General features: G+C 62.3%; 17 protein-coding genes. 11 read left to right on the forward strand and 6 right to left on the reverse strand.

Annotation, left to right across the window (positions count from 1 at the left end; translation table 11 throughout):
* Positions 1-153: 153 nt before the first annotated feature.
* Entirely contained in the window at positions 154-798 is a 645-nt protein-coding gene (locus E0E41_RS15145) for a histidine phosphatase family protein (protein ID WP_165450569.1), read from the reverse strand.
* Positions 799-991: 193 nt separating this feature from the next.
* On the opposite strand from E0E41_RS15145, the gene E0E41_RS15150 reads away from it, so the two are divergent.
* The 11 genes from E0E41_RS15150 (at position 992) to ptsP (ending at position 13,747) form a co-directional block, all read left to right on the forward strand.
* Positions 992-1,858 (forward strand): class II fructose-bisphosphate aldolase, encoded by an 867-nt coding sequence (locus E0E41_RS15150; protein WP_130870587.1) that lies wholly within the window; start codon positions 992-994, stop codon positions 1,856-1,858.
* 57 nt (positions 1,859-1,915) lie between these two features.
* Positions 1,916-2,368, forward strand: a complete 453-nt coding sequence (locus tag E0E41_RS15155; RefSeq protein ID WP_130870588.1) for a PTS sugar transporter subunit IIA — start codon at positions 1,916-1,918, stop codon at positions 2,366-2,368.
* Positions 2,369-2,420: 52 nt separating this feature from the next.
* On the forward strand, positions 2,421-3,191 hold the full coding sequence (locus E0E41_RS15160; RefSeq protein ID WP_130870589.1) for an SDR family NAD(P)-dependent oxidoreductase: 771 nt from the start codon (positions 2,421-2,423) through the stop codon (positions 3,189-3,191).
* A 13-nt stretch (positions 3,192-3,204) separates the two neighbouring features.
* Positions 3,205-4,413, forward strand: a complete 1,209-nt coding sequence (locus E0E41_RS15165) for an iron-containing alcohol dehydrogenase (RefSeq protein WP_130870590.1) — start codon at positions 3,205-3,207, stop codon at positions 4,411-4,413.
* Between the two features lie 133 nt (positions 4,414-4,546).
* On the forward strand, positions 4,547-5,041 hold the full coding sequence (locus E0E41_RS15170; RefSeq protein WP_130870591.1) for a PTS sugar transporter subunit IIB: 495 nt from the start codon (positions 4,547-4,549) through the stop codon (positions 5,039-5,041).
* A gap of 44 nt (positions 5,042-5,085) precedes the next feature.
* Positions 5,086-6,684, forward strand: a complete 1,599-nt coding sequence (locus E0E41_RS15175; RefSeq protein WP_130870592.1) for a PTS system mannose/fructose/sorbose family transporter subunit IID — start codon at positions 5,086-5,088, stop codon at positions 6,682-6,684.
* A gap of 42 nt (positions 6,685-6,726) precedes the next feature.
* Positions 6,727-7,788 (forward strand): NAD(P)-dependent oxidoreductase, encoded by a 1,062-nt coding sequence (locus E0E41_RS15180; RefSeq protein WP_130870593.1) that lies wholly within the window; start codon positions 6,727-6,729, stop codon positions 7,786-7,788.
* Between the two features lie 81 nt (positions 7,789-7,869).
* The gene (locus tag E0E41_RS15185) at positions 7,870-8,886 is read left to right on the forward strand and encodes a tetratricopeptide repeat protein (RefSeq protein WP_130870594.1); all 1,017 of its coding nucleotides are present in this window, start codon (positions 7,870-7,872) and stop codon (positions 8,884-8,886) included.
* Positions 8,887-8,958: 72 nt separating this feature from the next.
* Positions 8,959-11,772: a sigma 54-interacting transcriptional regulator gene (locus E0E41_RS15190; protein WP_165450570.1), complete on the forward strand. Its 2,814-nt coding sequence runs from the start codon at positions 8,959-8,961 to the stop codon at positions 11,770-11,772.
* Positions 11,773-11,807: 35 nt separating this feature from the next.
* A complete protein-coding gene (locus E0E41_RS15195) occupies positions 11,808-12,083 on the forward strand; it encodes an HPr family phosphocarrier protein (RefSeq protein ID WP_130870596.1) in 276 nt (91 codons plus the stop codon).
* A 17-nt stretch (positions 12,084-12,100) separates the two neighbouring features.
* Complete coding sequence (ptsP, locus tag E0E41_RS15200) at positions 12,101-13,747, forward strand: phosphoenolpyruvate--protein phosphotransferase (protein WP_130870597.1); 1,647 nt, start codon at positions 12,101-12,103, stop codon at positions 13,745-13,747.
* 251 nt (positions 13,748-13,998) lie between these two features.
* On the opposite strand, the gene E0E41_RS15205 is transcribed toward ptsP, so the two are convergent.
* The 5 genes from E0E41_RS15205 to E0E41_RS15225 form a co-directional block, all read right to left on the reverse strand.
* Positions 13,999-16,005, reverse strand: a complete 2,007-nt coding sequence (locus E0E41_RS15205; protein ID WP_130870598.1) for an FAD-dependent oxidoreductase — start codon at positions 16,003-16,005, stop codon at positions 13,999-14,001.
* A gap of 13 nt (positions 16,006-16,018) precedes the next feature.
* The gene (locus tag E0E41_RS15210; protein ID WP_130870599.1) at positions 16,019-18,034 is read right to left on the reverse strand and encodes an FAD-dependent oxidoreductase; all 2,016 of its coding nucleotides are present in this window, start codon (positions 18,032-18,034) and stop codon (positions 16,019-16,021) included.
* Positions 18,035-18,081: 47 nt separating this feature from the next.
* Complete coding sequence (locus tag E0E41_RS15215) at positions 18,082-19,002, reverse strand: LysR family transcriptional regulator (protein ID WP_165450571.1); 921 nt, start codon at positions 19,000-19,002, stop codon at positions 18,082-18,084.
* A gap of 90 nt (positions 19,003-19,092) precedes the next feature.
* Complete coding sequence (locus E0E41_RS15220) at positions 19,093-19,956, reverse strand: DAPG hydrolase family protein (protein ID WP_130870601.1); 864 nt, start codon at positions 19,954-19,956, stop codon at positions 19,093-19,095.
* Positions 19,957-19,970: 14 nt separating this feature from the next.
* Entirely contained in the window at positions 19,971-21,377 is a 1,407-nt protein-coding gene (locus E0E41_RS15225; RefSeq protein WP_130870602.1) for an SLC13 family permease, read from the reverse strand.
* Positions 21,378-21,409 lie beyond the last annotated feature (32 nt).

Here is a 21,409-nt window from a genome sequence, read left to right on the forward strand (position 1 = left end):
CGCAATCCACTGATACCCGTATGCTGAGTATTGGCTGTTAGCAGCTCATGCAGATAGTACAACACCCTCAGCCGGTTTTCCAAAACCCGGCTGAGGGTGTTGTCGCATTAACTCCCATCCAATTCATATTTTTGGCTGTAAAAATATCCATGCTTATTTTGCGTCGGCGCTTTCCACCACATCCTGCAAGGCGGTGCCGCCGATATAGCCGGCCAGGCGGACCGACAGCTTCCCTGTCCGCTCCACGTCAAAAATCAGGCCGTTTCCGTTTTTGACAGCCGGCTTCACGTTCTCAAAGCCCGCCACCCGGAACTGTCTGCCGATCTCCCGCAGGAACCCTCCGTGGCCGCAGATGGTGACCTGCCGGCAGCCCCGGTCCAGCAGGCCGGACAGCAGCAGGCTGAAGTCCCGCCGGACCCGGGCGGCAAAGACAGGGGTGCTCTCCCCGTCCCCATAGCGGGACTGCCGCTCCGCTCCGTTCTCGTCGAACCGGTCGTCCCGCCACTTCTGGATGGCGGCGGGGTCCGTCTCATATTCGATGGGGCCGAAGTCCCGCTCGTTGAGCAGCGCCGTGGCCTGGTAGGAGGCGCCGGGATAGATGGTGGTCAGGGTCTGCCGGGTCCGCAGGAATTCGCTGGTATAGCAGACCTCCGACAGCGGGGGATAGATGCCCGCCTTCCGGTAGCCCTCCAGCTCCCCGATCCCCTCCGGGGACAGCGGGGGATCCAGCCTGGCCCCGGAGATCCTTCCGGCAAGATTGATCGCGGTTTTCCCGTGTCGGATGAAATATACAAGCATAAAGCCGCCCCTGCCTTTCCTGAACATTCTGTACGTTTTTCCCGGGTACGATGCTGTTTTGTCCCGTATTATACGACCGGGAAAACGGAATGTCAATCAGGGCCGCCGTTTTACTACCAATAGTGGCACGCCGTTTGCATAACACCTGTGTGGCGCCGACAAATACAGCATACACAGAAAGGGAGGTCACACGATGATCGTAAACGGAAGGGAAATCCTGAAAGATGCCCGTGAAAACGGCTATGCCATCGGGGCGTTCAACGCCAGCGACCACGGCACGGCTGAAATGATCCTGACGGCCGCCGAGGAGCTGAACGTCCCGGTGATGATCCAGATCAGTGATTTTGCCAGTCCGCTGGCACCCAAGCGGGTCCAGATGACGCAGAAAGAATGCGATTACTACATGATGTACCTGCGCAACCGGGCGGAGGCCTCTCCGGTCCCCGTGATGATCCATCTGGACCACTGCAAGACCTTTGACGGGTGCATCCGGGCCATACGGGCCGGAGCCACCTCTGTGATGATAGACGCCTCCATGAAGTCTATGGAGGAAAACATCGAACTGACCAACAAGGTGATCGAGGCCGCCCACGGCTGTGACGTGCTGGTGGAAGCCGAGATCGGCCACGTGGCCAAGAACACCGACGAGGTGAAGGACCAGTACACCACCGTGGAGGAGGCCAAGCACTTCTATGAGGCCACCGGCGTGGACCTGCTGGCGGTGGCCATCGGCACCGCCCACGGCGTCTATACCACCAAGCCCGTGCTCCAGTACGACCGCATCTCCCAGCTGAAGGAGGCCATCCCGGCTCCCCTGGTCATGCACGGGGCCAGCGGTCTGGCGCCGGAGGAGTATCAGAAATGCGTCCGGCGGGGAATCTGCAAGATCAATTTCAACACCTACCTGCAGACCGCCGCCGCCCAGTCCCTGCGGGAACAGCTGGCGGTGGCCGACAACACCGCCCGCTTCCGCACCCTGGTGGACGAGGCCAAGAAGGTGGGCACCGCTTACGTGAAGGAGCACATTGGCTACTTTGGAACCAAGCCGTACACCCGTTGAGTTCACGCATCCGCGCACGGCCGGCCCCTGAGGGCGGATACAGTAGGAGGGAAAAATATGGCCAACCTGGCAAACGGAATGGACCAAACTGATACACGCACGGCAATCGTGATTCTGACCCACGGGGAGCTCGGCGAGGCGCTGCTCCGCTCGGCGTCCATGGTCTTTGGGGCGGACGCCCTCTGCAAGACCGCCGCCGTGTGCCTCCATGAGGGCGAAGATCCGGACGTCTACCTGGGCCGGGTCCGGGAGACGCTGGAGCAGGCGGGCGACAACTGCCTGGTCTTTGTGGATATGTACGGCGGTACGCCGTTCAACACCTTGGTAAAATTGTCCCGGCAGCGGATCCCCTGGGCCGTCAGCGGGGTGAGTATGCCCCTGCTGCTGGAGGCCCTGAACCTGCGCAACATGATGTCCGGGCGGGAGCTGCTGGACGCCGTCTACGGGGCGTCCTCTGAGGGGATCATCAATCTCACCGATATGCTGAGCAAAAAGTTCGGCGGCACGTAGGCCCCGGCTTTCTTCCGGCAGACCACATCAAAAAAGACAGGAGGCAACCGCAATGGATTTAGGCCTGAAGAATAAAATCGCCATCGTCACCGGCGGCGCCCGGGGCGTGGGCGCCGGCATCTGCGAGGTGCTGGCCCAGGAGGGCGCCGATCTGGTCATCAACGACCTGAACATCACCGACGAGACCCATGAGTTCGCCGACCGCCTGACCAGGGAGTACGGGGTCAGGACCCTGCTGGTCCCCGCCGACGTGGGCGACGAGGCCCAGATCATGCAGATCTTCCAAAAGACCTATGAGACCTTCGGCACGGTGGACATCGTGGTGAACAACGCCTTCTTCCTCAACAACTCCACCGGCCCCATCGAGACCTTTGATCCGGTAAAATTCCAGGTGGCCGAGCGGGTGATCGTGGAGGCCGCCCTCATCACCAGCCGGGAGCTGATCAAGCACTGCAAGGAGCACGACAAGCCGGGCCACATCGTCAATATGCTCAGCAAGTCCGCCTTCCTGACCAGCAGCCCCCATCACGTGACCTACATCGCCGCCAAGGGCGCCTGCGCGGCCCTGACCCGGGGCCTGGCTTTTGAGGCCGCCCCCTACAAGATCTTCGTCAACGGCGTCATCCCCGGCTACGTGTTCAACAGCCGCACCGACGTCAATTCCGAGCGGTACAAGCGGACCATCCAGTACATCCCCCTGAAGCGCTATGGGATGCCCATGGAGATCGGCAACGTGGTGGCCTTCCTCTGTTCGGAGAAGGCCTGTCAGATGAACGGCGCCCTGGTGGACTGCACCGGCGGTACCATGAACGGCCAGATGTGAGGAGGGGTTGACCATGAAAAGCTTTTCCGGGTTTTCCCTTCGGCTGTACACCGAGATCCAGTTTGGAATGGACTGCCATAAAAATCTCTGCGCTCTGATCCAGAAGTACGGCGGCCACAAGGTCATGCTGGTGTGTGACGATGTGGTGCGGGCCATCGGGCTGTACGACGAGGTCACCGCCCTGCTGAAGGAAGCGGACATCCCCTTCGTGGAGCTGTCCGGCATCCAGCCCAACCCCCGCCGCACCCTGGCCCACACCGGTGTGGAGCGTGCCAAGCAGGAGGGCGTGGACTTCGTGCTGGGTATGGGGGGCGGCAGCACCATCGACACTACCAAGGCTATCGCCTTTGCGGTGCGGTACGACGGCGACTGGTGGGACCTCTACTGCGGCAAGGCCAAGCCCACGACCCGCCTGCCCATGGGCGTGGTCCCCACTATCGCGGCTTCCGGCAGCGAGATGTCCATGGCCTCTGTGATCCTGGACGACGTCTCCACCCACAAGAAGCTCAGCCTGCACTCTGAGCTGTGCCGTCCTGACTTCGCCGTCCTCAATCCGGAGTTTACCTACTCCGTTCCTGCCTTCCAGACGGGCGCAGGTGCCGCGGACATCTTTGCCCACACCTTTGAGCGGTACTTCTACCACGACTCCTGCGCCCTGGCGGACGGCTTCGCCGAGGGCCTGCTGAAAACGGTGGTGAAGTACGGCCCCGTGGCCGTGCGGGAGCCCAAGAATTACGAGGCACGGGCGGAGCTGCTGCTCTGCGCCTCCTTCGCCCACAACGACATCACCGGCGTGGGCCACGGCGGCCGGCAGCGGGGCGGCGCCCACGGTCTGGAGAGTATCCTGTCCGCCGCCTTCGACACCGTCCACGGCGCCGGTCTGGCGGTGGTGATGCCGGAATTCCTGCGCTACATGGCGGACTATTCTGAAGAGGCCTGCGCCCGGGTGGCCCGCTTCGCCATCCAGATCTTCGGCGTCACCCCCGATCTGGAGGACTTGAAGAGCGTGGCCTACGAGGGGGCCGCCCGGCTCCGGGCCTGGTTGGACTCCATGGGGATGCCCGCCCGGCTGTCCCAGCTGCGGGGCAAGGACGGGCCCATCTGCGCGGAGAACATCCCTGCCATCGTGGCAAACGGCCGCTTCGGCCCCGACGGGATCTACCGGAACTACGTCACCATGACCAAGGAGCAAATGACGGCGTTCTACCAGCGGATTTTGTAAGATACGCACAAGCTCTATTGGTAGTGGCATGGAAATTGCTATATAAAAACAACAATAGAGCGCGGGTATAGCAGAGGGGCAGCGTCCACCGTCCATCTGCCTTGTGCTCAAAGACTGAAAGAGGAGGAGAACTATGGCTGACATCAAAATGGTTCGTGTCGACGCGAGACTCGTGCATGGGCAGGTGGCCGGGAGATGGTTCAAGACCCTGAGCTGCGACCGTGTCGTGATTGTGGAGGACGAGTGTGCCAAAGACCCGTTCATGGTGGAGCTGTTCCAGCTGGCCTCCCCGCCCGGCACGGACATCATCTGCTATTCCTTCGACCAGGCCCTTGAGGAGTGGAACAAGGACCAGTTCGGCACAGGGCGGGTGATTGTCCTGTTCAAGTACCTGGCGTCCGCCAGCAAGGCCTGGCACATGGGCGTCAAATTCAAGGATCTCAACGTGGCTCAGATCCCCGGCGGGCCCGGCAGGCGCCTGGCCTACGCCACCGTCAGCCTGGGCGAGCCGGAGATTGAGCTGCTGGAGGATCTGGTAAACAACGGCGTCAACGTCTACATCCAGCAGGTCCCGGAAGACAAGCAGCAGCCGATCATGCCGGTGATCAACAAGCTCCGTAAGAAATAGGGATACCGTTCCATCCATCAGGTATACAGAGAGGAGTAAACGTAATGACGATATTCGTAGCATTAGGACTCGGCTTACTATATTGGATTGCTGAATATGACACCATCCTCACGAATTCGTTGAAGTGGCCGCTCTTCGTGGGCCTGCTGCTGGGCCTGCTGTTCGGCGACGTCAAGACCGGCCTCTACATCGGTGCGTCCATCGAAATGATCTTTATCGTCAACACCTCCGTGGGCGGCAACCTGCCCGCGGACAAGACCATCGCCACCTTCGTCTCCGTACCCATTGCCATTCTGAGCAACATGGAGCCTGAGATGGCTCTGGCCATCGCTGTGCCTCTGGCCACCCTGGCCAAGCCTCTGGACGACCTGCGCAGAATGATCAACGTCTACTGGAACAAGAAGGCCTCTCACGACATCGACAAGCTGAACATCACCCAGCTGAAGCTGGACGCTTGGGTCTACCCCGCCCTGGTCCAGCTTCCCCTGCGCGTCATCCCCGTCACCCTGCTGCTGTACTTCGGCGCCGGCAGCGCCGACGCCATCGTCAGCGCCCTCCCCGAGTGGGTCACCCACGGTCTGAACATCCTGGGCGGAATCCTCCCTGCCATGGGCATGGTGGCCTGCGTCAGAATGATCGGCCGCAAGAACCTGCTGCCCTACTTCCTGCTGGGCTACTTCGCCTCTGAGGTGTTCGGCCTGGAGTCCATCGTCCTGGCCATCTTCGCCGGCATCATCGCCTTCATCACCATCGGCGGCCCCGAGGGCTTCAAGGCCACCACCGACACCCTGAGCAGCTTCGCCGGCGGCGAGGCGGAGGACCGGCAGCTGGAGCGCAGGCTGTCCAAGAAGGCGCTGCGCAAGACCCGCTACCGGGGCGTGTTCGCCCACCGCATCGCCCAGGATATGGAAAACTTCTACGGCACCGGCTTCTGCGTGGCGGCTCAGCCCTGCCTGGAGGAACTGTACGGCGACGATCCCGAGGCCTATAAGGCCGCCCTCCACCGCCACCTGGTCCCCTACATCACCGAGCCCACCTGGGGCGCCTGCATCCAGGGCGCGGCCATGGCAATGGAAGAGCAGATCGCCAACGGCGCCGACATCGACCCCAGCATGGTGGTCTCCCTGCGCACCGGCCTGATGGGCCCCTTCGCCGGCCTGGGCGACACCATCAACGGCTATATCCTCAAGCCCATCGTCAACAGCATCGGCATTTCCATGGCCCTGGCGGGCAACCCCCTGGGCGTGTTCCCCGCCTTCTGGCCCCTGGTGTTCCAGAACTTCATCGTAGGCTACAATATGTTTGACCTGGGCTATAAGCTGGGCAAGAACTCCCTGCTGAAGCTGCTGAAGGGCGGCTGGATCGACAAGATCATGGTGGGCGCCGGCATCCTGGGCATGACCATGATGGGCGGCCTGACCTCCAAGTACGTCAAGCTCTCCACCATCGTGGACTTCCAGCTCTCCACCGGCGAGACCTACATCCTGCAGGACTACTTCGACATGCTGCTGCCCGGCCTGCTGCCCCTGGTCCTGTTCTTCGTCTCCTACTGGTACATGAGCCGGCCCAAGGCCAATTACACCAAGCTGGTTGTTATCTTCTTCGCCATCTCCCTGCTGGGCTCCCTGGCCGGGATCATCTGACGGCGGAGGCCCGTCAACGGGCAAATCAAAGGAGTATCCGATATGAAGAAAATGGTAATCTTTGTCAATGACGAGCTGCAGCTGGAGCAGTTCCGCTCCGGTTATGTGGGAAAGCGCTATCAGGCCATCGCGGAGGCGTACGGCGTGGAGATCCAGTATCTCATCGACACCTCCCTGCCCTCCAACGACCACCCTGAGCTGAAGGCCACCCACCGCATCGAACTGGAGGGTCCCGAGTGGGCCGTCCACGACGGCCACACTCTGGAGGTGGTGAAGGACGCCGACGTGATCCTGGTGGGCTTCCACGCGGTGAACACCCAGCTGTTGAACGCGGCGGAAAACCTGAAGCTGGTAGGCGCCTTGCGCAGCGGCTGGGAGAACGTCAACGTCCCCGCCTGCACCGAGCGGCACGTGGCGGTAGTAACCTGCCCCGGCCGGAACTCCGAGCCGGTGGCGGACTACGCCATTGCCATGATGATGGCATTCAACCGCAACATCGGCCGGGACGACATTTCCAAGCGGCCCGGCTGGAAGTTTCCCGACCCGGAGCACAACGAGATCCGTCCGGTGCTGATGGGGGAGGCCACCATCGGCCTGATCGGCTTTGGCATCATCGGCAAGAAAGTAGCCAAGCGTCTGAGCGGCTTCGGCTCCCGGGTGATCGCCTACGATCCCTACGCCGACCAGGAGGCCGCCCGGCAGATGGGCGTCGAGCTGCTCCCCCTGGACGACGTGATGAGCCAGTCGGACATCATCTCCGTCCACGCCCGGCTGCTGCCCGCCACCAAAGGCATGATCGGCGCTCATGAGATCGCCTGCATGAAGCCCACGGCTATCTTCGTGAACACGGCCCGGGGTGGTCTGGTAGACGAGGAAGCTCTGCTGCGCGCCCTTCAGGAGAAGAAAATCCGGGGCGCGGCCCTGGACGTGTTTCATGAGGAGCCCCTTCCCAACGACCACCCGCTGCGGGGCCTGGAGAACGTGATCCTGACCCCCCACGCCGCCGGTCGGGCGGGCGACACCTTTAAGATCGTCAACGATATCATGTGCGACGAGCTGGAGCGGTATTTCAAAGGGGAGCCTCTCCGCAATCAGTTGAAGTAAGCAACGTACGGCTGGCGGCCCTTGCGGGCCGCCAGCACCCATAATCCGTCCGTTGGTACGGAAAAGAACGGGAGTGGTCAAATGCTTTCCATTAAAAGGATGCTGCGAGGCGGCGAACCGGGGGAGGACCTGCTGAAGCTGGGTATGCGCTACAAGCAGGGCAAGGGGGTCCCCGTGGACGAGCAAAAGGCGCTCTACTGTTTCCGGGAGGCCGCCGCCAAGGGCAACGCCGCGGCCATGACCATCCTGGGGCTGTACTTCTCCCAGGGGAACCTGGTGGAACAGGACCCCAAACAGGCCTTCCGCCTCTATCAGAATGCGGCCAGGCTGGGGGATCCCTCCGCCCTGAACAACCTGGGCTACTGCTATGAGAACGGCATCGGAGTGGGTCAGAACCTGCCTCAGGCCATGAAGTGGTACCTGGAGGCCGCCCAGCGGGAAGACGTCCACGCCCAGGTGGTGGTGGCGGACTGGTATCTGTACGGGATCGGGACTGCCAAGGACCCGAAGAAGGCTTTTCACTGGTATCAAAAGGCCGCCGCCAAGGGCTCCAAAGAGGCCCAGGACGCGCTTGGCTCCTGCTATCTGGGGGGAAAGGGCGTGGCCCGGGACGAAAAAGAGGCGGTTTTCTGGTATCTGAAGGCGGCCAGCCAGAAGGACGGGCAGGCCCAGTGGCACCTGGGCAACTGCTACGAGGCCGGCGTGGGGGTGGAGCGCTCCGTGCCAAAGGCCGTCAAGTGGTACCGGCGGGCAGCGGAGCAGGGCTATGTGGCCGCCATGCTCTCCCTGGCCAATCTCTATTTGAAGGGCGAGGGCATTGACCGCAGCCCGGAAAAAGCGGTACACTTCTATCAAATGGCAGCCAATGAAGATGACGTTATGGCACAGCTGATCCTGGGCACGTGCTACCAGCAGGGTGTGTACGTGGAGCAGGATCTGAAGCAGGCGGTTTACTGGTATACCCGGGCCGCGGAACAGGGGGACCTGTCCGCCGCCCAGCGCCTGATCCAGCACTATGAATCAAGCGAGGAAACCGAAGAAAACCTGGAGCACGCGGCTCATTGGAGGTCTGTGGCCGAAACGCTGAAGGGCGCCTAGCAGGCGCCCGCCGTTCCGGTCTGTACGGAAACAGGGCGTCCCGACGCCTGTATGAGGAGTGGGGGAAATACCGTGGCCAGGATTGATCTTGTCAGGGAATATGTGGAAAAACGATTTGCGGACAATCTGAATCGTCCGGACGCATGCGGCGTGGAGGCGGGAGAAGTGGCCAGTGCCCTGGGTATCTGGCGGAACGATGCGTCGGCGGATCTGAAGCGGCTGTATGAGATGGGGCTGCTGCAAAAGTGCGGAAAGCGTCCGGTGCTCTACTACCCGGCCGGCGCAGTAACCCCTCAGTCGGAGGGGACGCCCGGCGGGGAGGACGATCAGAAGGCCCCCCGGCCCATGAGCGCTTTCTCCAACATCGTGGGGGCCGACGGCAGCCTGAAAAATCTGGTGCAGACCGCCAAGGCGGCCGCCATGTACCCGCCCAACGGGCTGCATATGCTGATCAGCGGTGAGAGCGGCGTGGGCAAGAGCATGTTCGCCGAGGAAGTGTGGCGCTTCATCAACGAGTTCCGGGGGAGTGAGGAGCACCCGGTTCCCTTTGTGGTCTTCAACTGCGCAGAGTACGCGGATAATCCGCAGCTGCTCCAGTCCCACCTGTTCGGCCACGTCAAAGGGGCCTTTACCGGCGCGGTGGCCGACAAGCAGGGATTGGTGGAGGACGCGGCGGGTGGCGTGCTCTTCCTGGACGAGATCCACCGGCTGCCGCCGGTGGGACAGGAGATGTTCTTCACCCTGATCGACAAGGGGATCTTCCGGCGGCTGGGGGATACCGCAGCCCGGGAGGCCCACCTGATGATCATCGGAGCCACTACGGAGGAGATCACCAGCGTGATGCTGCGCTCTTTCCGCCGCAGGATGCCGGTCCAGATCCAGCTGCCCATGCTGGCGGAGCGGCCCCTCAGCGAGCGGATCGCCCTGATCCACAACTTCCTGAACCAGGAGGCCAATCGGGTCAACTGCCCTATCTTTCTCACCGGCCCGGCCTGCCGGAGCATCACCCTCTGGCAGAGCAAGGCGAACATCGGGGACCTGAAAAACCTGCTGCAGCTCTGCTGTGCCAAGAACTACTGCGCCTACCTGATGAGCACCCGGCAGGAGAGCTCCAGGCAGCCGCTTCTGAAGATCGACCTGTGCGAGCTGCCATTCCAGAACGAAGGGCTGGAGGAGAACGGCCCGGACGGACCGGACCTGTCCCCCGTATCCCAGGTGTTCCAGGAGGGGATCCTGGCGGTCCCCCGGACCGATCCGGAATTCCACATGCCCTATGAGGACTGCAACCAGTCCATTGATCTGTATGGCTTTGTGAAAAAGCAGCTGAAGCTCTACCAGATGCAGAACCTGCCCCGTATCGAGATCGAACAGCGCATCAGCCGGGACCTGGAGGCCTACTACGGAAACGCTCTGAAAAAGCTGCCCGCTCTGGACGAATCCGGCAGGGAGCCTCTTCCCTTCCAGAACGTGGTCTCCCAGGAGGCCGCTGACGGGGCCAGTGAGCTGCTCACCCTGGCCTCGGTCCACTTCAACCGGTCCTACCCCAAAAGCGTCAGAGCCATTCTGGCGCTGCACCTGCAGCAGTTCATCGAGCGCTCCCGGGTGGGCTATGTGGGGCTGGACACCGACTTCAGCGGGGCGGAGCCCCGCTACGAGGATGAAATCTCCTTTATCCGTTCCATCCTGCCACACATCACCCATATGCTGAACACCACCGTCCCGGAGGATGAACTTCGCCTGCTGGCCATGTTCATCCGCCACCCGGACGAGAACTTTCTCCAGCGGATCGGCATTGTGGTGGCCGCCCACGGTGAGTCCACCGCCACCAGCATTGTCGGCTTCGCCCGGCAGCTGCTGTCCGTCAACTACGCCGTGGCCGTGGATATCCCGGTGGACAAGAGCGCGGCGGATATGCTGGAAAACCTGTGCCGGGCGGTGCGCACCGGGGACGCGGGACACGGCGTGATCCTGATGGTGGACACAGAGGACTTCCTGGCCGTACAGCAGGAGATCATTCAGCGCACCGGCATCCAGTGCCGGATCGTCCCCAGCGTGAACACGCCTCTGGTGCTGGAGACCATCAAGCAGGTGTTCTCCGGTTCGGAGGAGCTGGACGCCCTCTACACCCGGCTGAAGAACCGATACCGTGAGTATATCAACGTCCTCTTCGTGGACGACGCGGAAAAGCCTCCGGCGGACCGGGAGATCCCGGGGGACGAGAACCTGGTGGTCCTGACCATCTGTGCCACCGGTATGGGCAGCGCCAAGATGCTCAGCGACTTTCTATACAAACATCTGACCTTCCGCAGGCAGGTGGACATCCGCCCCATCAGCGTCAACGAAAACGGGGCGGAGATCGCTGCCGGGCTGGGCAACCGGCTGAGAGCCGTGGTAGGCAGCTTCCGGATCCCGGGCCTGGATGTGCCCTTCTTCAGCACCGAGACCATTCTGATGGGCAACGGCCTTAAGCAGCTGGACGCCCTGCTGCGGCTGGACATGGCCCGGGCCCAGCCGGACCGGGCCTCCCTCAGCCTGCGGGACTACGCCCTCTCCCGGGTCAGGACCCAGATCAAACACTTCGCCCCCTCCTACGACGGGGAGCAGGTGATTGCCGCGGCCACCTCCATTGCCGACCAGGTGGGCGCCTCTATCCTCCGTCGGCCGGTCACGGTGGACGTTCTGGTGCGGGTCATCCTCCACTTGGGCTCCCTGCTGGAGCGAATGAAAGTGGGCGAGGTGGCGGGTATGCCGGAGTGGGGCGCGGAGTGGAAGGCCGCCCGGGGCAAGGAGCTGGAGCAGCTGCGGGCCATCATCGACGGCGCGCTGCAGCCCTTCTCCTATCAGATACCGGAAGCGGAGCTTCTATATTTCATGCAGATCCTTTGAGCTCACATTTTTTGAGAAACAGCGAGGTATGTATTATGTTGACCGAAAAAGTAACCGTATGCAACCCTTCCGGTCTCCACGCCAGACCCGCCAGCGCCTTTGTGCAGACTACGGGTAAGTTCAAGAGCAAGGTGGCCATCCGGAAAGACGGGGAGGAGTACAACGCCAAATCCATTATCTCCATCCTGCGGGCCTGCGTGAAATATCAGGAAGAGGTGGAAGTGGTGGTGAACGGCGACGATGAGGCGGAAGCCCTCTCCGCCATCGTCGCCGCCATCAAGGGCGGACTGGGCGAAAAAATTCTGACCTGACCGAAGGAGGCTCGGATATGCAGATTCAAGGACTTGGCATCTCGCCCGGCGTGGCAATGGCCCGGGTGGTGGTTTTGGAAAACAAGGAGGCTGCGGTCCCTCAGCATCTGGTGTCGGAGGACCAAGTCGAGGAGGAGGTCCGCCTATTCGAAGGGGCCCACGCAAAGGCCGTGGCGGAAACCGAGGCTCTGTATCAGCAGGCGGCCCGGAAATTTTCTCAGGAGGTGGCCTCTATCTTCGAGGCCCACAAGATGATCCTGGAGGACCAGGACTCCCTGGTGGTTCCCATCGAGGACTGTATCCGGGAGCAGCACTGGAACGCCGCCCGAGCCGTGGATTGGCAGCTGGGCCAGCTAATCGGATTCTTTGAAGGTCTGGCGGACGATGAACTGATGAAGGGGCGGGCCGCGGACGCCCGGGACATCCGCGCCCTGCTGCTGCGCCATGTGCTGGGGCAGGAGCAAGTGGACACCTCCCACCTGGAGGAGGACACCATTATCGCCACCTATGAGCTCACCCCCTCCGAGACGGCGAAAATGGACCTGGAGAAGGTGGTGGGCTTCATCAGCGAGGTGGGTGGGCCCACGGCCCACTCCGCCATCATGGCCAGAAGCATGGGTATCCCTGCGGTGAGCCAGATCGGGGAGATCGGCAGCGTGCTGCACAACGGCATGGCCGTTCTGCTGGACGGCAATCGGGGCACCGTGGAGACTGACGTGACGGAGGAGCGGGCGGCCCAATTCCGCCGGGAGAAGGCGGAGGAACAGGCCCGGGCAGCCCAGGCCCTGACCTTCCGGGGAAAGCCTACCGTGACCGCTGACGGCCACAGGCTGCAGCTGTGGGCCAACATCGGCTCCCCCAAGGACATTCCCCGGGTGCTGGAAGCCGACGCGGAGGGCATCGGACTGTTCCGCAGCGAATTCCTCTACATGGACAGTGCCGGTCTTCCGGATGAGGAGACTCAATTCCAGGCTTACAAGGCGGTTCTGGAGGCGCTGGCCCCCCGTCCCGTCACCATCCGTACCCTGGACATCGGCGGCGACAAGGATCTGCCCGCCCTGGGCCTTACCCAGGAGGTCAACCCCTTTTTGGGGTACCGGGCTATCCGGATCTGCCTGGACCGGCCGGAGCTCTTCCGCACCCAGCTGCGGGCCCTGCTGCGGGCCAGCGCCTATGGCAGTCTGCGGATCATGTTCCCCATGATTTCTGAGCTGGAGGAGCTGCGGCAGGCAAAGCGCATCCTGGCGGATGTCCGGGCAGAACTGAAGGAAGCCGGGATCCCCATCTCCGCCTCTATCCCAGTGGGTATCATGATCGAGGTGCCGGGGGCTGCGCTCATGGCCGACGATTTTGCGAGAGAATCCGACTTCTTCTCTATCGGAACCAACGACCTGACCCAGTACACCCTGGCAGCGGACCGTGGCAATCCGAAGGTATCCTATCTGTACCATACAGACCACCCGGCGGTCCTCCGGCTGATCCGCCACACCATTGAGGCCGCCCACAGGAACGGCATCGACTGCGGCGTATGCGGCGAGGCCGGGGGAGATCCCGCCCTCCAACCGCTGCTCATTCAGTATGGAGTGGATGAATTGTCCATGTCCGCCCCCCTGATTTTACCTTCCCGCATGCGGATTTCCGGTATAAGTTCCCAGCTATCTTGAGTGTATCCAGTAATCTTTCAATATACACTCGTCTGCGTATACTTGCTCCATGTCAATAGAACCCATGCGGACTTCAGAGTGAAGGGGTCACAAAGGTCCTCGGTGGAGTTAAAACCCGAGGTGCAATTTATGACCGGCCAACCGGAGATTCAGATTTCCCGCCCGCAGCCGCAAAAAAGCACCGCGATCCCATGGATCGCGGTGCTTTTTCATTTTTTCGGCCGCTCAGACCTTACCTGCCCCTGGGTGGGCTAAAGGATCATTGCTGCGTTATAGCCCTGCCAGGTGGCCTCCCGCAGGTTGGAGGCCCGGACGCAGTCCCCCGCAGGGATCACACGGGGCGCAGTGCCCCGGAACCGGTCCCGAAGGGCCGATCTGGACACCATGCCGGAAGAGAGCACCACGCTGTCCGCTTTCAGGCACATCTCCCCATCCGGGCCGGCGATCTTCACAGCATCCGGCCCGATGGCCAGGCATTTGGCGCTGGTGTAGATCTGGATGTCGGGGTCCTTCTCCAGGTACTCCAGCGTGTGGAGCCGTTCGCTGAAATATCCGTCCGGCGCCAGCGTATCCCGCATCTCCACCAGGGCAACACGCTTGCCGTTTCTGGACAGATGGAGGGCCGTTTCACAGCCCACCAGGCCACCCCCCACCAGCACCACCTGCTCACCCAGGACAGAGCAGTCGGCGAAAATATCATTGGCCGTATATACGTTTCCGCCGTCCACGCCGGGGATGGGGGGGATAAAGGGCTCCGCCCCCACCGCCACCACGACGGCGTCGGGGTGCAGCTGCGCCACCAGCTCCGGGGTGGCCTCGGTATGGAGCCGCACCTCGGCGCCGGAGCGCATGGTCATGCGGATCAGCCAGTCCCGGTACTCCTTCATATCTTTTTTGAACCAGACGTAATCCGCATAAAACAGCTGTCCGCCCAGCTTGTCCCCCTTCTCCAGGAGGGTCACAGCGTGGCCTCTGGCCCGGGCCTGGATGGCGGCCTGCATGCCCGCCGGGCCGCCGCCCACAACTACCACCCGGCACGCTTTCTCCGGCTTCGGATAGAGGGCCAGCACCTCCTGCCGCCCATATTCCGGGTTGACGGAGCAGCTGTTTTCCTTGGTGGCATTGGTGAAGTCCTGCAATACCGCCGTCTTGGTGCCGGTACGGCCGCCTGCCACGTCCAAGCAGCGCAGGCACTTGATGCAGGGGCGGATCTCGTCCGCCCTGCACTGTCGGGCCTTCTCCCCCCACTCCGGGTCGGCGATAAACGCCCTGGCCATGGCCACATAGTCCGCCATTCCCTCCGCCAGGATGCGCTCCGCCAGGTCCGGATCGGTCACGGCGCCCACCACGCCTACCGGGATATGTACCGCCTGCTTGACCGCGGCGGCCCGGAAGGCGTTGTGCCCGTGCTCCACGAAATGGGAGGGGTGCATGATGGGCCGGGTGGAGGCATTCAGCCGGGTGCCGCAGGAGATGTGGAGCATATCCGCGCTTTCGGCAAAAATTCTGGCCATTTCCACACAGTCGGGCAGCTCGATGCCGCCGGGGGTCAGCTCGCTGCCGCTCAGCCGGATCTCCACCAGGATATCCGGCACCTCTTTCCGGATGCGGTCCAGCACCATTTTGGGGAACCGGCAGCGGTTTTCGATGCTCCCGCCGTACTTGTCCTTGCGGTGGTTGATAAGGTTGGAGAGGAACCCGCCCATCAGCCAGCCGTGGGCATAGTGGAGCAGCACCGTGTCGAAGCCCGCCCGCCTGGCCATGCGGGCCGCGCTGACGTAGTGCTCCGCCACCTGCTCCATGTCGTCCTCGTTCATCTCCCGCACATGGATCCCGTTGGGCATATCCATGGCGGACGCCGCCATGGGCATGGCGCCGCCGCAGTACTGGGGCAGGGCGAAGTGTCCGTTGTGGTTCAGCTCGATGGACGCAAGAGACTGGTGCATGTGGATGTAGTCGGTCAGCCGGTGCAGGCTGGGCAGGCAGTTCTCGGTGGTCAGGTCCACGTGGGAGGCGTGGGCCGAGCTGTTGCCGTGGTCCAGCAGCGCCTCTCCCAGGGTCACCATGGCGGCGCCGCCCCGGGCCTTGCCGCCGTAGTACAGGACACCCTCCATATTCAGCTGGTGGGTATAGGGGTCCGTGATATGTCCGTGGTTGGAGGGCGCGGTGATGATGCGGTTCTTGAACGTCTTGCCCCGAATGGTCATGGGGGCAAACAGGTGGGGGTACCGCTCCTCACAGGGCTGGTGATATTCCATTTCCGCCCTCCTCTCAGACAATGGTGGCCGCGGCGTCGTACGCCTCGTGGATAGCGTCCTTGACGATGCGGGGCCGGACGCAGTCCCCGATGTACTTCACGTCAAACGCGGCGCCGTCAAACTGGTCCCGCACCTGGGCCCGGGCCTTCATGCCGGTGCACAGGATCACGGTATCCGCCTCCAGGAACTGCTCCTGCCCGTTTTTGTCGGCATAGGTCACGCCCTGGGCCCCGATCCGGACGCACTTGCTCTCTGTCAGGGAGACCACGCCGGCCTGCTCCATATAGCGCAGCACGTGCAGGCGCTCGGAGAGCATGGCGTCCGGGCACAGGTAGCGCCCCATCTCCAGCACCGTGCAGCGCCGCCCCAGCCGGTTCAGGTGGATGGACAGCTCCGCGCCCACCAGGCCGCCGCCGATGATGACCACCCGGCCGCCCACCTTCTCCTCGTGGCCGATCACGTCCACGCCGGTGAGGACGTTTTCCCCGTCCGCGCCGGGGATCCTGGGGATCAGGGTCTCGGAGCCCACCGCCACGATCACGGTATCCGGGCGCTCCGCCGCCACCAGCTCGGCGGTGGCCTCGGTGTTCAGACGCACGTCAATGTCCCGCTTCTGAGCCTGGCACACCAGGTAGTCCCGGAACCTGGCCAGGTCATGCTTGAAGGGGATGTGCTGCGCGTAGTTGATGATCCCGCCCAAAACGCCGGATTTCTCATAGAGGATCACCTGGTGTCCGTCGTCCGCCGCGTAGATGGCGGCCTGCAGGCCCGCCGGGCCGCCGCCCACCACCACCACCTTCCGCTTTTCCTTGGTGCGGCGGATATGGCGGCGGTACTCATAGTTGTTGTGCAGCGGATTGACGGAGCAGTGGGTGCAGCGGGTGGCAGTCCAGTCCTGCAGCACGCTGTCGGTCACCGCCACCCGGTTCCCGCTGTCGATGCAGTGGTTGCAGCGGATGCAGGGCCGGATGTCCTCCTCCCTGCCCTCCATGACCTTCTTGGCCCAGTGGGGATCGGCCACGGTGGAGCGGGCCATCTCCACATAGTCCACATAGCCCTCGGCGATCAGCCGGTCCGCCGCCGCCGGGTCGCTCACGTTGCCGCAGCAGCCCACGGGGATGGAGATGCCGTGCTCCTTCACATATTTTGCCATGCCCGCCGTGTGGGCGTGCTCGATGAACTGGGAGGGGTGCATATCCGCCCGGGTCTCCGCCACCCAGCGGGTGCCGCAGGAGATGTGGACCAGATCGATATAGGGCTCAAAGATCTGGATCATCCGGGTGCACTCCTCGATCTCGATGCCGCCGGGCACACACTCGCTGCCGCTGATGCGCAGCTCGATGTTCAGGCCGTCTCCGATCTTCTCCCGGATCCGCTCCATCACCATCTTGGGGAACCGGCACCGGTTCTCCACGCTGCCCCCGAACTCGTCGGTGCGCTGGTTCAGCAGCGGGGAGAGGAAGCCGGACATGAGCCAGCCGTGTCCGTAGTGCAGCACGATCTGGTCAAAGCCGCCCCGCAGGGCCATCAGCGCCGCGGAGGCGTAGGAGTTGGCCACCTGCTCCATATCCGCCACGGTCATTTCCCGCACATGGTTCCCGTTGGGCATGACCCGGGCGGTGGCGCTCATGGGCTGCAGCCCCCCGCAGTACTCCGGCAGGGCAAAGTGGCCGTTGTGGTTGAACTCGATGCCGGTCTTGGCCCCATAGGCGTGGGCCCAGATGTTCAGCCGGTGGAGCGCCTGGAGCTGCGCCTCCTTTGTCAGGTCGATGTGGGCGTCATGGGCCACGCTGTTCAGGTTGTCCATCTTGGCCTCGCCCAGATTCACGCATCCGAAGCCGCCCTCCGCCCGGGAGGCGTAGTATTCAATGCCGTAATCGTTCAGAATGTTCTGGCTGTCCACAAAGGGCGGGCTGTGCATGGGCGCCACGAAAAGCCGGTTCTTATAGACGTCCCCCTTCCTGCCCACCTTCAGGGGCTGGAACAGATGGGGATATTTTTTCTTGTAAGGCTGTGTGCAAATATTCATAAGGCGATTCCCTTCTTATTTCAAAGTCCCAGCAATCAGCTGTTTCCCTATTCCCAATCAGCTCTGTTGTAAAATGCCCCGATCTGCTCCATCAGGAAGCGCTCCGCCGGGCTGGCGCCGTCGGACTGGGCGCAGAGCAAATAGTGGGTGGCCTTCAGCCGCAGGTCCTGAACGGGCAGCAGACGCAGCATCCCGCTCTGGTACAGGGGCTCGCACAGCGCCACCCGGCGGGGCAGGAACACCACGCCCTCGTTGAGCGCCACCATGCACAGGTTGCTGGACAGGCTCTCCGACCTGGACTGCATCCGCTCCCCAAAATAGGGGGCGATCTTTTTGCTGATGGAATCGTGCTCATCCGAGGAGGAGATATAGCGCATCTTGCCAAAATCCTGCTTTCTCAGGGCGGCACCCAGCTCCGGGAAGTAGTCTTTGCCCAGAACGGCGCAGAACTCATCCTCCATCAGCTTGACGGCGGTCCACCCCCGCTTCTGCACATCCGCGATCCAGGCCTCCCGGCTGTCCTCCTCCACGGAGACCACGCCCAGGTTGGCCTTTCCGTTCTGGATCAGGCTGCGGATCCGCTCGCTTCTGGCCTCGTGCACCGTCACCTCCAGCTCCGGGCACTCCCGGCCCTGCTGGATCAGCAGGCGGTTGAAGGAGGCGCACAGGGCAAGGGCCACATAGATCTGCACCTTTCCCGCGCCGGAGGCATCCTGCTCCTGCCCCAGGTTGAACCATTTGATCACCATGGGAAGGATGGTCTGGAGATCATCATACACCTGTTTTCCGGCCTCCGTCAAAACCACGCCCCGGTGGTGGCGCACGAAGAGCTTGTAGCCCAGCTCATTCTCCAGCGCGGCAATGCTGGAGGACAGCGCCTGGGGCGAGGCAAACACGCGCTGGGCCGCCTGATTGATGGAGCCGCAGCGGGCCACTTCGGAAAAATTGCGCAGGTGATTGATCTGCATATCGGCTTCTCCTTCCCGCTCGAATAGGGGAAAGTCCAGAAACATGACTGTCTCTGGACTTTCCGTCGCCGCCGGTCACAGGGGGTGTCTTTACATGGGCTGATCCAGCTGCCGCTCGATCCACTCCGGCACGTGGGGCAGGTGGTAGGGCTCGATCTGGCCGCCGTACTCCGGGTAGAGCTTGGCCATCAGGAAGCTGAGCTGGGCGTTTTCGTGCAGGAAATGGGAGCACATCTGCCGGGCCACGAATTCCACATACGTCGGGTCCCGCTCCTCTTCGCTGCGCTTATCCACCAGATGCCCGTTCTTCACGTGGGCGCCGATCCAGGCGAAGCTCCACTGATGGGTGCCGTCGCCCAGGACCACGTGCATGACGGCGGAGTAGCCCTTCTGGCCGTTGATATCCTCATACTCCAGCCGCCCTCTGGCGTTGCGGCCCATCACGCGGGCGATGTAGGGATTGATCTCATGGTAGTTCTCCGGCAGGCCGTAGTCCGACATGGGAGGCCGGCCCCCCTGGAACAGGTCCATCATGCCCCAGCCGCAGTCCTCCACCGCCAGCTGGTCGTAATGGATGATGTGGGCGCCGGGATACCAGAGCTTGTAGTGGAAGCCGGGGTCCTCCCCCACCCACTTCATATGGAAGTCCCGCACGGGCATGGTGAGCCCGGGCATGGGGGTGTTGATGCAGGCGTAGCCGATGCCGTTGGGAAGCACACAGTAGCCCATCCTGGGCCCTGTCTTGCTCTTCTCCGGGTCCAGGATCATGGCCGCCACATCTTCAGGATACATGGCGTCCTCCACGGGGATGGGGTGCCCGGGCTGAATGGCCGCCCGCTGCGCGGGGTCGGTCAGCTCCTGCCGGCCGGCGTAATAGAGGTAGGCCAGCGGCTTCTTTTCATCCGCCGGACTCAGCGGCGGCAGGTTTTTCGGATCATAGTGGTCGAAGTTCACGCTGACACCCTCCTTTACATCAGGCCGATGGCGCTCCAGTAGGCGATCATGACGAACAGCCAGCCGAAGGTCAAAATAGTCTTAACAGTAAACAGCTTCACAAAGTCCTTCATCTTGGTCACGCCCAGAGAGTACATGTACAGCGCCGAGTTGTTCTCGTGGGGCAGCACGATATTCATGGCGCCCAGCATAATGGTCATCACGATGGGCCAGGCATTGGTGAAGCCCAGGATGGAGGAGCCCATCATGCACATGGGGGCGATCATGGAGGCGTAGATGGCCATGGGGGTCATGAAGATGTTCAGGATGAACACGATGACATATACCATCGCCAGGAAGCCCACCTTGCTCATGCCGTTCAGCACGGGGGTCATGAGGGCGGTCAGCATATCGCCCAGGCCCACGCTGGTGGCCACGGTGCCGATGGCGATGCAGGCGACCATGAAGATGGGGAAGGCGAAGTTGACCTTCTTGATGTCCTCCCGGGTGCCCATGCGGATGCCGGGCAGGAACATGAGAATGACCGCGCCGATGAAGCCGTAGACCATGCCCAGGCCGGTGAGGCCGGTGGTGAGCAGATACACCAGCAGCAGCACGGCAATGACAGTGAGCTTGATCTCATCCTTCGTAAACTGGCCCAGCTTGGCCTTTTCCGCCCGGAAGAAGGCCTTGCCCTGGGTGAGCTTGCTGTCCTCCCCCTTTTTCGGCTTGAACATCAGCACGCCGATGATAAAGAAGATCACAAAGAACGGGATCCAGGCCAGGTTGTTCTTGAAATAGTCGAAGTAGGTAAAGGTGGTGCTGGTGTTCTCGATGGCAGTGGCGGCCATGCCGAACAGGAAGCCCGGCGCGGTGGGGTCCATGATGAGGATGGCGCCCTCCGTAATGCCGTTGAAGGCGGCGAACATGATGCCGGCGGAGGCTCTGGAGTCACCCAGATCCAGGGACTTGATCATGCCGTAGGCCAGTGCGCACAGGCCCAGGCACATGTTGTTGCCCAGGAAGCAGAGCACGAAGCCCAGGATGTAGAAGCCCAGGCATATGCCGATGTAGGAGCCGCCGCAGAGCAGCACCACATTGTAGGTCATGCGCTTGAGGATGTTGGTCTTTTCCATCACGCCCACCATCAGCAGCACCGAAATGCAGATCCAGGGGGCGTCCTTCCCGAAGCCGGAGGTGGCCGTGGTCAGGTCTGTCATGTAGCTGTACGCAAAAATAAGGATCAGGGACGGAACCAAAGGGGAATCAAACACGCCCAGTGCAAACATGAAAATGCACACGACCGTGATCACGCAGAAGATCTTGATCTGCAGGGTAAAGATGGCGGTAAACGGGATGCATGCCACAATGATCCCCAAAAGCACGATCACCGCCCATTTCACCAAATACAGGGTATCCAGCTTGCCTTTTTCTGCTGACATCGCTTTTGCTCCTCTCTCGTTTTGAATTCTCG

It is taken from the genome of Intestinimonas massiliensis (ex Afouda et al. 2020), assembly GCF_900626285.1.
In the GTDB taxonomy this organism is placed as follows: Bacteria; Bacillota; Clostridia; order Oscillospirales; family Oscillospiraceae; genus Flavonifractor; species Flavonifractor massiliensis_A.

Coding starts and splice junctions, on each gene's coding strand:
- E0E41_RS15145 (WP_165450569.1), bottom strand. CDS start 798: ATGCTTGTATATTTCATCCGACACGGGAAAACCGCGATCAATCTTGCC.
- E0E41_RS15150 (WP_130870587.1), top strand. CDS start 992: ATGATCGTAAACGGAAGGGAAATCCTGAAAGATGCCCGTGAAAACGGC.
- E0E41_RS15155 (WP_130870588.1), top strand. CDS start 1,916: ATGGCCAACCTGGCAAACGGAATGGACCAAACTGATACACGCACGGCA.
- E0E41_RS15160 (WP_130870589.1), top strand. CDS start 2,421: ATGGATTTAGGCCTGAAGAATAAAATCGCCATCGTCACCGGCGGCGCC.
- E0E41_RS15165 (WP_130870590.1), top strand. CDS start 3,205: ATGAAAAGCTTTTCCGGGTTTTCCCTTCGGCTGTACACCGAGATCCAG.
- E0E41_RS15170 (WP_130870591.1), top strand. CDS start 4,547: ATGGCTGACATCAAAATGGTTCGTGTCGACGCGAGACTCGTGCATGGG.
- E0E41_RS15175 (WP_130870592.1), top strand. CDS start 5,086: ATGACGATATTCGTAGCATTAGGACTCGGCTTACTATATTGGATTGCT.
- E0E41_RS15180 (WP_130870593.1), top strand. CDS start 6,727: ATGAAGAAAATGGTAATCTTTGTCAATGACGAGCTGCAGCTGGAGCAG.
- E0E41_RS15185 (WP_130870594.1), top strand. CDS start 7,870: ATGCTTTCCATTAAAAGGATGCTGCGAGGCGGCGAACCGGGGGAGGAC.
- E0E41_RS15195 (WP_130870596.1), top strand. CDS start 11,808: ATGTTGACCGAAAAAGTAACCGTATGCAACCCTTCCGGTCTCCACGCC.
- ptsP (WP_130870597.1), top strand. CDS start 12,101: ATGCAGATTCAAGGACTTGGCATCTCGCCCGGCGTGGCAATGGCCCGG.
- E0E41_RS15205 (WP_130870598.1), bottom strand. CDS start 16,005: ATGGAATATCACCAGCCCTGTGAGGAGCGGTACCCCCACCTGTTTGCC.
- E0E41_RS15210 (WP_130870599.1), bottom strand. CDS start 18,034: ATGAATATTTGCACACAGCCTTACAAGAAAAAATATCCCCATCTGTTC.
- E0E41_RS15215 (WP_165450571.1), bottom strand. CDS start 19,002: ATGCAGATCAATCACCTGCGCAATTTTTCCGAAGTGGCCCGCTGCGGC.
- E0E41_RS15225 (WP_130870602.1), bottom strand. CDS start 21,377: ATGTCAGCAGAAAAAGGCAAGCTGGATACCCTGTATTTGGTGAAATGG.